Origin of the sequence: Floridaenema flaviceps BLCC-F50, from assembly GCF_041929275.2 — a bacterium.
GTDB lineage: Bacteria > Cyanobacteriota > Cyanobacteriia > Cyanobacteriales > Aerosakkonemataceae > Floridanema > Floridanema flaviceps.
The window spans coordinates 1,335,967-1,348,160 of record NZ_JBHFNR020000001.1 but is presented as its reverse complement, the minus strand read 5'-3'; the positions used below and the strand labels follow the sequence as shown (position 1 = coordinate 1,348,160).

The 12,194-nt window shown below is 37.4% G+C and carries 11 protein-coding genes; 2 read left to right on the top strand and 9 right to left on the bottom strand.

Annotation, left to right across the window (positions count from 1 at the left end; translation table 11 throughout):
* Positions 1–91 precede the first annotated feature (91 nt).
* From ACE1CI_RS06470 to ACE1CI_RS06455, 4 genes are all read right to left on the bottom strand, one after another.
* A complete protein-coding gene (locus tag ACE1CI_RS06470) occupies positions 92–1,558 on the bottom strand; it encodes a methyl-accepting chemotaxis protein (protein ID WP_413263792.1) in 1,467 nt (488 codons plus the stop codon).
* Positions 1,559–1,562: 4 nt separating this feature from the next.
* A complete protein-coding gene (locus ACE1CI_RS06465) occupies positions 1,563–2,618 on the bottom strand; it encodes a chemotaxis protein CheW (RefSeq protein WP_413263791.1) in 1,056 nt (351 codons plus the stop codon).
* 354 nt (positions 2,619–2,972) lie between these two features.
* Positions 2,973–4,607, bottom strand: coding sequence for a CheR family methyltransferase (locus ACE1CI_RS06460; protein ID WP_413263790.1), 1,635 nt, complete (start codon positions 4,605–4,607; stop codon positions 2,973–2,975).
* 414 nt (positions 4,608–5,021) lie between these two features.
* Positions 5,022–5,318, bottom strand: a complete 297-nt coding sequence (locus tag ACE1CI_RS06455; protein ID WP_413263789.1) for a hypothetical protein — start codon at positions 5,316–5,318, stop codon at positions 5,022–5,024.
* Between the two features lie 265 nt (positions 5,319–5,583).
* Here ACE1CI_RS06455 and ACE1CI_RS06450 point away from each other — a divergent pair, with 265 nt between their 5' ends.
* Positions 5,584–6,165 carry a DUF4126 domain-containing protein gene (locus ACE1CI_RS06450; protein WP_413263788.1) on the top strand — a complete coding sequence of 194 codons (582 nt, stop codon included), beginning with the start codon at positions 5,584–5,586 and terminating at the stop codon, positions 6,163–6,165.
* Positions 6,166–6,276: 111 nt separating this feature from the next.
* On the opposite strand, the gene ACE1CI_RS06445 is transcribed toward ACE1CI_RS06450, so the two are convergent.
* The gene (locus ACE1CI_RS06445) at positions 6,277–6,663 is read right to left on the bottom strand and encodes a DUF5362 family protein (protein ID WP_413263787.1); all 387 of its coding nucleotides are present in this window, start codon (positions 6,661–6,663) and stop codon (positions 6,277–6,279) included.
* 373 nt (positions 6,664–7,036) lie between these two features.
* Positions 7,037–7,744 carry a tetratricopeptide repeat protein gene (locus tag ACE1CI_RS06440; protein WP_413263786.1) on the bottom strand — a complete coding sequence of 236 codons (708 nt, stop codon included), beginning with the start codon at positions 7,742–7,744 and terminating at the stop codon, positions 7,037–7,039.
* 140 nt (positions 7,745–7,884) lie between these two features.
* Between ACE1CI_RS06440 and ACE1CI_RS06435 the strand changes: the two genes are divergently transcribed.
* Positions 7,885–8,721: an Rpn family recombination-promoting nuclease/putative transposase gene (locus ACE1CI_RS06435; RefSeq protein ID WP_413263785.1), complete on the top strand. Its 837-nt coding sequence runs from the start codon at positions 7,885–7,887 to the stop codon at positions 8,719–8,721.
* 20 nt (positions 8,722–8,741) lie between these two features.
* Here ACE1CI_RS06435 and ACE1CI_RS06430 read toward each other — a convergent pair whose 3' ends face one another.
* The 3 genes from ACE1CI_RS06430 to purS all read right to left on the bottom strand — a co-directional run bounded on the left by ACE1CI_RS06430 (position 8,742) and on the right by purS (position 12,136).
* A complete protein-coding gene (locus tag ACE1CI_RS06430; protein ID WP_496615278.1) occupies positions 8,742–11,030 on the bottom strand; it encodes an ABC transporter substrate-binding protein in 2,289 nt (762 codons plus the stop codon).
* A gap of 162 nt (positions 11,031–11,192) precedes the next feature.
* Positions 11,193–11,864, bottom strand: a complete 672-nt coding sequence (gene purQ / locus ACE1CI_RS06425; protein WP_413263783.1) for a phosphoribosylformylglycinamidine synthase subunit PurQ — start codon at positions 11,862–11,864, stop codon at positions 11,193–11,195.
* The gene (purS, locus tag ACE1CI_RS06420) at positions 11,861–12,136 is read right to left on the bottom strand and encodes a phosphoribosylformylglycinamidine synthase subunit PurS (RefSeq protein ID WP_413263782.1); all 276 of its coding nucleotides are present in this window, start codon (positions 12,134–12,136) and stop codon (positions 11,861–11,863) included. The genes purQ and purS overlap by 4 nt, the downstream gene beginning before the upstream one ends.
* Positions 12,137–12,194: the final 58 nt, after the last annotated feature.

Here is a 12,194-nt window from a genome sequence, read left to right as displayed (position 1 = left end):
TTACCTGTAACTTGGCTCAGTTACCGCAAGATAGTCCGATCTGTTAGTCTAATTTCAGGATGCCCTTTTTGAGCGAGAAAAGTATCAACTATTAGACAACTGATTTAAGATTTACAGCAACTTCGTTGAGTTTTTGAGTACCAAGTTTAGTTTGACTGATTCCACTGGCGTTTTGCATAGCAGCTGTACTTAAAGAGTTCATGGCTGACGCTACTTGTTGAATCGCTGTGGCTTGCTGCTTGACGTTCAAGGAAATTTGTTGGCTACTTTCATAAACGTTGTTAATTTCTGCCATAATACTGGCAAAAGCATCGGCAGTTTTTTGAGCAATTAATTCTCCTTGTTCAGCACTTTTAGTACCTTCTTTAGTGACAATTACTGTAGAGTTAATGGCATTTTTAATATCACTCACTAAGCCATTAATTTTGTCAGCAGATCGTTTGCTGGCATCGGCTAATTTGCGAATTTCACTAGCCACAACTCCAAAACCTTTACCATGTTCTCCAGCACGCACGGCTTCCACTGCGGCATTCAAGGCTAACATATTAGTTTGGTTGGCTAATTCGCTGACTAAAGTAGAAATGTTGCCGATTTGATTTGTTTGTTCGCTTAAGTTGAGAATTTGATAGGCGATCGCTTCTACTTTTTGTTTCAAACTTGCCATTTCTTGTAAAGATAATTCCACCGCAGAACTTCCCTCTTCAGCTTTTTCTAATGCTTCTTGTGCGCCTCTAGCTGACATTTCTGCTTGTTGGGCTGATTGGCGAGAAGATACACCTAATTCATCAATAGTGGTAGTAGTTTGATGAACTGCTGAGGCTTGTTGGGAAGCGGCGCGTTCTTGTTCTTCAATTGTGGCAGCAATTTCTGTGGAGGAAGTGGCGATCGCACTCACACTTTCATTAATTGCTTGGGTAATTCGAGAAGCAATCCATAAACCTAGAGGAATAGCCAAAGCGATCGATAATAATGTACCTATAATTACTACTGAATTCAAAGTATTTAAGGCATCTTTAGTTTCTTGATTTTTTTGTTGTTGAATTAATTTTTCATCTTTTTCAAATTCTCTCAACACTTGCTCAATTTCTCGATTTAATTCTTGCCGATTTAACGAATTATAACTTTCTAATGCTTCTTTTAACCTGCCAGTTCTCACTAGATTAATTAAGTTTCTATTAAATTCAATTGACTGTTTTCCCAGTGTCATTACTTGTTCTAATCGCTGCTTCTGTTTGAGAACTTCTACTTTTTCTTGCAAGTATTCTGCTGATTTATTAAAAGAGGCTTCTGCTTCCTGAAAGCTGATAATATTTTGTGGTTCTGCTTTTAATAAGTGACCTCTACCAGCCCTTTGAATCCTGGCTAAACTCAAAGCGATCGTGTCTGTATTTCTGACTATTTCATAACCCAAAACTTCTCTTTTATTTTGTGCCTCTACTTTTCCCACGTTGTAGTAGACTGCACTGGCGATCGCAACTGAAAACAGTAAAGGTACAGAATACCCTAAAATAATTCTGTCTCTTAGCTTTAAATTACCAAACATACTATCAAATTTCATAAAATTACACTTCCTCATTTACAATTAAATCACCTTGCTGAAAAACTTTGGCTAAGTCCAAAATACTCATCATTTTTTCACGGTAATTAGCCGTACCTCGTAAATATTCACTATTTGCTGAATGCACTGCTGTCGGTACAGGTAAAATCTGCGACGGTTGCAAATACATTACATCAAACACTTCATCAACTGTCACCCCCGCAATTAAATCATCCATTTTAATAATCATTACTTTAATATTATTGCTATTTTCCATCCCTAATATTGGCATATTTAACACAGTGCGAATATCAACTAATGTCAAAATTTCTCCCCGCAAATTCATATTTCCCACAATATGCGGAGGGCAACAGGGAACCGGAGTAACTTGACGAATATCAGTAAATTCTCGCACAATTGCTAAATCAAGCCCAAAATATTCATTATTTAATCCCACCACAGCTAAAGGAATTAATCCGGTAAAATCTTCTTTTTGAGTAGGTTGCCTTAAATTCTCTGCACGTTCTCTTAATATTGCTTTTTCTTCTGGTGTTGCTTCAGGACAAAATAGCAATTGTTTTTTGCTGAATTTCTCAGTAAATTCTCCTTTTTCTAAAGTTCTTTTCCCTAAAATTGATTCATAATTTTCGGAATAACAAAGTAACTTTTCATGATTCAGCAACATGATAATATCTGCATCTACTTTGCCAATGCCAGCTATTAAATGCGATTCCCTTACATCCAAATCCTGTTTATAGAATAGTTCAGATGTCATTTCTTGCAGGGAAATATTATGAACTTCTAGGACTTGATTCACAATAATTCCTAAGCGAAATTCTTGCCATTCTAAAACAATTATACTGTCTGTTAAACTATACCCTAATTGCTCGTAACCCAAGCGCATATTTAAGTCTAATACTGGTAGAATATCCCCACGCAGATTGACTACACCAACAATATCAGCTGGTGCTTCCGCAATTGGTGTCAAATTAGGTAAAGAGAAAATTTCTTGCACACAAAATGCTTCCACTCCATAGAGGGAACTATTTATTCTAAAGATCAGATAAGGTTTATTAGTCATTGTTAACCTATTTGTATTTTTACTAAATTTATGAGATAAAAGTTTGATTTCTGAACCAATATAAGTTTACAATTTGCCAACTCAGCAGAAACACTATTACTAGTAACTGTTAGCGCAGTAGCTCAGCAACTAATACTGGTTTCTATTTCTACTTTAATCAATAATTGGACTTAGTTAACCAGAGTGGCAATCTATTCCTGTACTTGTTGCTGATTTGTCACTTTGAGAAGCACCCCTAACAAGATTTTGCTTTAAGTTTGCACATCTTCCCTATTTTTAACTATTTTTTCTGATTTGACTTTTAGTATAATTAGGATAGTATGTTTCCGCTAATTAATTAGCAATTAACTTTTCTTACAATAGTTTATTGACGTATTCTAGCAACTCACCAGCAGTTACAGAGCTTTGTTGCTCCACCATAGCTGAGGATGGTAGCTGTTTGAGTAGTTCCAAAGCAGTTGCTAACATTTTTTTCGCTCTATTAGTATTTCCTTCTTTTTCATAAATAGCCGCAAGTTCCAAATATGCTGAAACAGAAGAAGGTGCCAAATAAATAATAGTTCTCAAAAATATTTTGGCTTTTTCTATGTCTTGTTTTTCTTCAGCAATATGCGCTAATAAATGATAAGGCTGTACTGCCAAAGAATCAATTGCTATTGCTTGCTGACAGTAATAAACAGCTTTACTATGTTGACCTAAATTAGCATAAGCTTGCGCCATTAAGTAATGAGCAGCAAAATGTTGCGGATGGCAAGCAATCACTTGTTCGGCTTTGTTAATTGCTGGCATATAAGCTTCTTCTTGAAATAGTATTTCTGCTTCTTTGAGCAAATTATTGGATGAATTTTGATTAACAGAATTAGATACATTTTTGATAACTGTTTCTGTTGGTTTTGCGATCGGAGAATTTGCATAATGATGAGCAAAATTAGATGATTGGATTTTCTGCGGTAATTCTTTTAATACAGCAGGTTTGTCTTGGTATTTCGCTGTTTCACTCTTAAATATTTGGCTATGATGAGAATGATAACTTTTATATAAATCTGTTTTTATGCTCTTTTGCTGCACAGAATCACTAGGTTCTAATTGCTTACTTTGTCTGCGTTGATAAATTACTGATTCTGGTAATACATTGACTTGAAATTCACCCATATTCTGACCATAAAGCTCAGTGTGTGCTGTCATTAAGTAACCACCAGGCACTAGGGTATCATAAAATTTTTGAACTACTGTTGTAATAGCTTGGCGTTCAAAGTAAACAAAAACGTTTCGACAGAGAATCAAATCCATATCGTAAATCTCTGTATTATAGTCAGGAAAGTTATCTGTTAGTAAATTTCCCTGTTGTAATTTCACCATCTGACGAATTCGATCGTCTATTTGCCATTCGTTTTGTTGCTCTTGAAAATAATCAATTTGTAAATGAGGATCTACTAACCGAAAAGACCAAGGATTATAAATTCCTTGTTTGGCTTTCTCAATAGCTTTATAATTAATATCTGTTCCCAAAACTAAGATATTCCAATTATCTAAGTTAGGAATTAATTCTTGAATTAAAATAGCTAAGGAATAAGGTTCTTCTCCTGTAGAACAGCCAGCACTCCAAACCCTGAGAGATTTTTTTTGATTAGCTGTTACCTCTGAGTTTTGCTGTTTTGCCGCTATAATTTCTGGTAATATTTTAGTTCTAAGTAAGCTAAATTGCCCTCGATCGCGAAAAAAGTAACTTTCTCCCGTAGTGAGTAAGCATACTAACTCTTTCCATTCCTGTTGGGCTGACCAATTTCCGAGTCCGAATTTACCTTGAGGAGTTTTAGATTCATTCTTGGCTTCTAAAAATAGATAATAATCTTCAGGATTTGATATTCGTAAATATTTTATCCTTTGCCAGAGTTTTTTGGTTAATGTATTTTTATCCTCCTCTCTAATGTGCAAACCCGTATTTCTGGTAATTAATTGGCTAAAACAATTGATTAACGCCTCATTCATTAAACTTACTCTTGGGGCAATGAACATGATATATTTTATACTCTAATTTGGACTACTGTAGTCAAAAAACTTAAGAATCACAGAGGTATTATTAAATTCTTTAACGAAATTACAGATTTGAGAGTCAAAAATTTATATTTCTCTGTAAAGTTAGTCGTTTCGTTAGAATTTGCGGAAACTGGGAAGACTACACAAAATATATTAACAGAGGCAAATCTAGTTTTGGCATGGTTTTGAAGACGCGAGCAAAATCAGATCAAGTAAGTATTGCAAAGTAACCAGATTAGTCTGTTGTGAGTTTGATCATCCCGATAGATGCACTTTTCTATTTTACTGTGTATTTCAATTAATGGCTGTTACTCAAGCTGGGAGAGGAATTTGAGTTCGCGTCTCCCAGCCAAAATTAATTAAATTTTAGCGTTCTTCTACGTACATCTTAGGTTCGATCGCAAAGTTATCCAGTCGTCCAGATTCATCGATAACATAACCAGCAGTGGTGTCTAAATCGCTACCTTCTTCTTGGTCTCTGAATGCTTCCAATTGCTCGACGTTTTGCTCTACATCAACATTAGAAGGAATCTCTGCATCTGGTGGATTAACATTAGTATTTTGTGCGGTTTGTACGCCGTAATGATCGTTACCAGGTGCACCTCTTCCGGGTTCAGCTTCTTTGGGATCTTCTGGCATTGTAGGATTAGGTTGGTTAGTCATAGATTGTCTCCGCTGTTTCATTATTTCTATGAACTTAGCCAATTTAGTATCACCGCTTACTCTTTCTATCGGACTAAATTATTAAGCAAATAGGAAGAGATTGCTATCATAGATTTAGCCGCTACATCACTAACTTACTTATAATAAAAGAATAATTAAGTACTATTGGTTATACATAAGTCTATCAACAGTTAGATGTAAAATTAAATAAATTTTTGCTAAGTTAAAATCACTTAGTATTGAACTGATTACAGAGAAAAATTCTATGGATATTTTGTTAGGAATTTGTTTAGGAATTAGTTTAAGTGCTGCTTGTGGTTTTCGGGTATTTGTACCACCTTTAGCGATGAGTATTGCTGCTTTGACAGGTGTTTGGGTACCTTCGCCTGGGTTTGAGTGGATTGGTACTTATGAAGCTTTGGTAGCATTTTCTATTGCTACTTTAATCGAAGTTACTGCCTATTATATTCCTTTGTTAGATCATTTTTTAGATACTCTAGCAACACCAGTTGCAGTAGCTACTGGGACAATTATTACTGCTTCAATGTTTACTCATTTTGACCCCGTACTTCAGTGGAGTGTGGCTGCGATCGCAGGTGGTGGTTCTGCTGCTATTGTAGAAGGAATCACCAATATTACTCGGTTATTTTCCACTACTACAACTGGCGGTTTGGGTAATCCAGTTTTAGCGACCTTTGAAACTGCAACTTCCGTTGTTTTATCAATTTTAGGAATTTTGTTGCCGATATTCACTGCTATTTTATTGGCGATGTTGTTGGGAGTTGCTGTGACGAAGATTTGGCAAATGCGCGGGGTAAAACAGCAAAGTTTGACAACGACGGAGTAAAGTTTCGGGAATTGAAAGTCAGAATACAGGAAGTAAAAATTTTCACTATCCGTATTCTGACTCCTAAAAAATACTTGTTTGACCTCATTTCAATTGGTAATTGTTAACACTCTATCTACTTACAGTGGCTAGTCCGAAAACCAAAGTAAACACTAGTAAGATCGCAATAAAGATCAAAGCAATTATTAACAGCCAGTATTGCAGAGTGTAAAGTTTTCTCAACTCACCCAGCGCCCCCATCAAGTTTTCGATGTCATTTCCAGTAGTTTCAACAATGCGTCGGAAAGCTGAAGAAGCGTTGTTAGTCCAAACGCCGATTAAGATGTAAACAACTCCATTGATGATACTACCTAAGCCTACTCGTAGATTGAATATTCCGCCAATCACACCTAGAACCCCAGCAGCGATCAAAAAATAGGCTACAAAGCGCATTTTATCAGCTAGGTTTTTGATCAGTTCGTTTTGGGAACTACTAAATTCGTATTCACGAGATTCCATTTGTTATGCCTCAGATAATAAATACCAAGATTTTACGGCATTTAGCAATTCGAGAATACATCGCCCAAAAGTCTATTTTTGTAAATAAGTTTTTATCTTAAAGTTCTTAAAGTTGCCAAAAAACCTCTTGCTAAAATTTGTCTATTGACATATTATCTAATAATGGAAATCTGTGCGCCCATATATAGTGGATTTTTGCTTTCTTCTGCTTGGTGAATGACGACTTTAATTTTGCGGTTTATACTTCTGATTTAGAAAAGTTACGTTAATTGAAACGCCCGATTGAGCGCTGCATTTGCTCATTACCCAACTTTTTTGTTGAAGTTTTGGCTTTTCCCTAATTCAATAGATTAGATTTTTTATCACATAAACATTATCTATTGTTGGGTGATGATGGATTGCGCTGTAATGTTAGCTGGCTTTCTACTATTTTGAGGGCTTCTTGGGCTGGGGCAAAGTTGGGGTCTAAAGCAATAGATTTCTTAAATTCTGCAATGGCTTCTTCTAATTTGCCTTGCTGTGCAAGTGCTATGCCCAGATTGTAGTAAGCAGGAGCATAGTTGGGTTCGAGTTGGATGGCGCGGCGATAGTTGGCTACTGCTTCTTCGAGTTTCCCCTGGTTTCCCAGCACAACGCCCAGATTGTAGTAAGCAGGAGCATAGTTGGGGTCGAGTTGGATGGCGCGGCGATAGTTGGCTACTGCTTCTTCCAGTTTCTTCTGCTCATAGAGCACATTGCCCAGATTGTAGTAAGCTTTAGCATCGTTGGGGTCGAGTAGGATAGCGCGGCGATAGTTGGCTACTGCTTCTTCCAGTTTCTTCTGCGTTCTCAGCACAATGCCCAGATTGTTGTAAGCAAGAGCATTGTTGGGGTCGAGTTGAATCACTCTCCTAAAAATGCTTTCCGCCTGAGAGTAGTTTCCCGCTTTGTAAGCCGCCTCGCCTTGCTCAAACAACTCCTCAAGCGTCTGTCCCACTGCCAACTGAGGCATTGTTACCAGAGACAAACTTAACAGCAAAGGGAATAACCAAAATTTTCGCACGATTACCTCCCATTTCATCCGTTCGGTAGAAGCAAACAAGATTAGTTTAACTAAAACGACCTCTACAATAAAGTCGGCAGGGTAGCGATATCTAAATATCTATCTACAAATTTGGCACTAGTAGCCCTCTTGATAAATGTGACAAAATCAAAATAATAGCTCAAATCTGAGGATAAACAATGAGATTTATCAATCCCAAAACTGACTTCGCTTTTAAGAAAATCTTTGGTTCCGAACAAAGCAAAGATATTTTAATCAGCTTTTTAAATGCTCTGCTTTATGACAGCAATCCCACCATTGAAGATTTAGAAATTCTCAACCCCTATCTAGCACCGAAAATTAGAGGCGTTAAAGATACTTACTTAGATGTGAGAGCCCAAATCACAGGCGACAAAACTGTAATTATTGAAATGCAAGTATTGAACGTTGAAGGTTTTGAAAAACGAATCTTGTACAATGCAGCTAAAGCTTATTCAATTCAACTTGATACCGGAGAAAACTATAACCTTTTAAATCCTGTAATTGCCTTGACAATTACCGATTTTGAAATGTTTTCTAATTGGGATAAAGTGATTTCTCGCTTTGCCCTTAAAGAACAAGATTACTTGGTTGATTATTCAATCTATGATATCGAGTTAGTGTTTGTGGAATTGCCCAAGTTTAACAAAAATTTGGATGAATTAGAAACTCTAACTGATAAATGGATTTATTTCCTAAGAACTGCTAGGAGTTTGGAAACAGTACCAGAGGAAATTGGAGAAGTTCCTGAAATTCAGAAAGCTTTTACAATTGCCAACCAAGCAAATTTAACTCGTGATGAATTGGAAGATTTAGAAAAGCGAGAAATCTTTATTCAAGATCAGCGAAATGCAATTACAAGGGCGGTTAATCAAGCAGTAAAACAAAAATCAATAGAAATTGCCAAGCGATTAATTGATGTAGGATTAGATGACCAAACTATCAGTCAAACAACCGGATTAAATTTGGAGGAAGTGCGAAATTTAAGAGTTAACTAAATACTCTAAAATCATCAAATTTATAAGAAATACAGCCAGTAAAACAGGCTACAGGCTGCTAAAATAATTCCTGGAAAAACTATCCTTCCAAGCATGATTAATTTACTAAGCTTGAGTTCACTGTTTTGAAAACTCTTTTTATGTCCTATTATTACTATCAGTAATTCTAAACCTAGTAATAGGTAAACTATATAAAAGGCATAGTCGAGGGCAACAACATAACCCACTCCATCTGGCAAAGCTTGTAGTAAGCTTAAATGGTAAAAGACAATGGCGAGAAGCAAACCAATTAATAGATCGGCAGAAAAATGCTCGAAGGGAAGAAAAAATAATGCGTAAGCGACAGCTACAAAGAACCACAAGGGGAGTAAATTTTTAATACTGAAGCTGAGTAAGTCTCGCTTGATATCGATGACGACATTGAACCGGGAGTATTCCAAATTGGAGTTGGTATCGATAACTTCGCGATAGCCTAAGCTAGATTCATTAATTAAGGTATCCTGGTAAAAGGATATATTTTGCGGAATCCAAGCGCTAATTTCGTTAAAAACCTGCTGTTTCCATTCCTTAGTTATTTTATGACTGGATTTATCGCGCATTCCCACAAAGTCGATCGCATAAATCAGCTTATCTCTGGTGAGGTTAGCGTGACGAAATCTAATCGATAAATTCTGTTCATCAAAAGGGTAATTGTGAAAATCAAACTCTTCATGGAAATCGGCTTTTATCCGATATACCTTATGCTTTACTCCCTGCTCTGGCAATGCCTGTACTGGTACATCCAAAGTTAACTTTTGTCCCGAATTTAGCCGATTTACCCCATAGTTGAGGAATTCTATTTTTTCAGCATTTACGTTACCTTTATATCTAAACCATAGGTAACAATCCATCAAATAGGTAGAGGTTTTTTCGTCGAGGTTGCTAACCTGATTAATATCCATACCTACATAAACGACATCAGTTTTTTGCAGGTATTGCTGTCCTATTTGCAAGATATTCCCAGCTTTGATTTGTGCTTCTAGATTGGGAACTGTCCTGAGATTTGGAATGGTTTGCAGTTGGATAAAAGCCGAAACTAGATTAGTTTTGTCAAAGCGTCCTACTGCCATAGGAGCAACAGCATTCCGTTGAGCATCAAAGTAAAATATTCTCGTTCCTTGAATCGCTGTTTCTGGACTGTTGATAGCAGCTAAACCTTCTCTTACCAAGTAGCGGTCTTGTTTGATGTTTTTGCCAGTAAAAGCCGTTTTGGGTAGGTCTTTGTTCGTCAATAAAGTCCGCTTAATTGCTTCTACAACTGCGCTGGCAGTATCATAATAGGAAGCAACATACCAACCTGGAGCATCTTTATGAATCTCTTCAAATGTTCTCCTAAGTTTTTGGGCTTGATCGTTAGCCACATCATAGATGATTGGGGCTGTAGCATATAAACCGTTTGTAAAGAAGCCTTTATTGTTACGTTCTTCAGGCAGGTTGGCAAAGGTTTTTTCATTACCTATATCACCGAGATCGTCAGCGCCAAACAGGGGGATTTTCAGATTTTGCCGTGTCATTTGGGCAATCAAGTTTATCACTTGATCGCGATTAGTAGCAAAGACAACTGCTTCTGGAGCTTGACCCAGCTCTTTGAGTTTTTTTAATTGCTGAATTATGAGTTCATCTGTAGCTTTATTTTGGCTAGGATCTAACTGCCATTTGGTTACGATGTTTCCTCCCAATTCTCGGAAAGTTGCTTCAATTGTTTGACCTAAACCTAAACCATAAGTATCGTCACTGTGGATGAGGCAAATTTTGGAATACCCTAACACCTGTTTCAGGTAATGCGCGATAAATCTCCCCTGATAACTGTCAGCAAAAATCGTGCGAAAATACCAATCATTGCCCTCGGTTACTGTATCAGCTGTAGCTGAACCACTGATGGCTGGAATCCCAGAGTCTTGATAAATTTTTCCCGCAGCTTTAGATATGGTACTCGAAGAGTGACCGATGATGGCGATCGCTTTAGATTGAACAATTTTTTTGGCTACCTCTTCGGCTACTTCCAGTTTGTGTTGGTCATCATAGCGTTTTAACTCCAGCAACTTGCCTTGAATTCCTCCAGCCTTGTTTACTTGGTTTATGTAAAGTTGTGCTCCCCTAAACATCGAGTTGCCTGTTCTTTGGATTGTTTCCCCGACATTAGTGGAGGGAACAGCGATCGCAATAGTTATCTTTTCTTGGTTTTGCGAATTGAAAATAGCAATACCTATACTCGCTGTTAGAGCTAAGACTAAAAGACTTAGAAATACTATAATTTTCCGAGGGTGCATAGTAATTTAAATATACCTGAACAAGAAATTTTAATCAATTTAATGAGTGCATATTAGATCACGTCAATATAATAACAAAACTTTTAAACCATTAGATTCAGAAACCGGGTTTCTAAACTAGATTCAGAAACCCGGTTTTTCTCAAAAACCGGGTTTCTAAACTCACACTGCCACCGCTACTTTTAACAAAGCTTCAAACAACTTCAATCCATCGGTTCCTCCTAACATTTTATCTGATGCTCTTTCTGGGTGCGGCATCATTCCCAATACATTTCCTGTTTCATTGCAAATACCAGCAATATTATTTAAAGAACCGTTGGGATTTTCACCTTCGTAACGGAACAATACTTGACCGTTATCTTCTAAACGTGCCAAGGTATCAGCATCGGCGTAGTAATTTCCTTCACCGTGAGCGATCGGCAAAGTAATTACTTCCCCTTTTTGATAAAATTGCGTCCAAGTTGTATCTGTGCGTTCAACACGCAAGGGAACGCGATCGCAAATAAAATGCAAATCGCGATTTCGCACCAACGCCCCTGGTAATAAACCCGCCTCAGTTAGCACTTGGAAACCATTGCAAATTCCCAGTACCAACTTACCTTTGTTTGCGTGTTCTACGGTAGCTTGCATTACTGGTGAGAAGCGTGCGATCGCCCCACAACGCAAATAATCCCCGTAGCTGAAACCGCCCGGAACTACCACCACATCTAAATCGGAAATATCGGTTTCTTCATGCCAAACCATTCTAGTTGGTTGCTTGAGCAAATCGCGAGTAACATAGAGGACATCGCGATCGCAATTTGAACCCGGAAAAACTAACACCCCAAACTTCATACTTTCGCCTCCACAGGAGTAGAAACCTCAGTTAACTCAAAACGATAATTTTCAATCACTACGTTTGCTAATAAGCGATCGCAAATTATATCAAGCTGCTGTTTTGCAGCATCTTCCGACTCAGCAGTGATAGTTAGTTCAATGTACTTTCCTATTCTCACCTGTTCCACATTCTCATAACCCATGTGCTTCAACCCCGACTGCACCGCTACACCAGCAGGGTCTAAAACCGAAGGTCGCAGGGTAACATAGATGCGAGCATGATATTTCATTATCCTATCCTCACCGATAATAGTTAATGTGCCAGCCTTTTTATTTTAGAGTGGTACT

What these genes read in the sequence shown, in the direction of transcription:
- ACE1CI_RS06435 (WP_413263785.1), top strand. Translation starts at nt 7,885, where the DNA reads ATGAGATTTATCAATCCCAAAACTGACTTCGCTTTTAAGAAAATCTTT.
- purQ (WP_413263783.1), bottom strand. Translation starts at nt 11,864, where the DNA reads ATGAAGTTTGGGGTGTTAGTTTTTCCGGGTTCAAATTGCGATCGCGAT.
- ACE1CI_RS06465 (WP_413263791.1), bottom strand. Translation starts at nt 2,618, where the DNA reads ATGACTAATAAACCTTATCTGATCTTTAGAATAAATAGTTCCCTCTAT.
- ACE1CI_RS06460 (WP_413263790.1), bottom strand. Translation starts at nt 4,607, where the DNA reads ATGAATGAGGCGTTAATCAATTGTTTTAGCCAATTAATTACCAGAAAT.
- ACE1CI_RS06450 (WP_413263788.1), top strand. Translation starts at nt 5,584, where the DNA reads ATGGATATTTTGTTAGGAATTTGTTTAGGAATTAGTTTAAGTGCTGCT.
- ACE1CI_RS06470 (WP_413263792.1), bottom strand. Translation starts at nt 1,558, where the DNA reads ATGAAATTTGATAGTATGTTTGGTAATTTAAAGCTAAGAGACAGAATT.
- ACE1CI_RS06455 (WP_413263789.1), bottom strand. Translation starts at nt 5,318, where the DNA reads ATGACTAACCAACCTAATCCTACAATGCCAGAAGATCCCAAAGAAGCT.
- ACE1CI_RS06445 (WP_413263787.1), bottom strand. Translation starts at nt 6,663, where the DNA reads ATGGAATCTCGTGAATACGAATTTAGTAGTTCCCAAAACGAACTGATC.
- ACE1CI_RS06430 (WP_496615278.1), bottom strand. Translation starts at nt 11,030, where the DNA reads ATGCACCCTCGGAAAATTATAGTATTTCTAAGTCTTTTAGTCTTAGCT.
- purS (WP_413263782.1), bottom strand. Translation starts at nt 12,136, where the DNA reads ATGAAATATCATGCTCGCATCTATGTTACCCTGCGACCTTCGGTTTTA.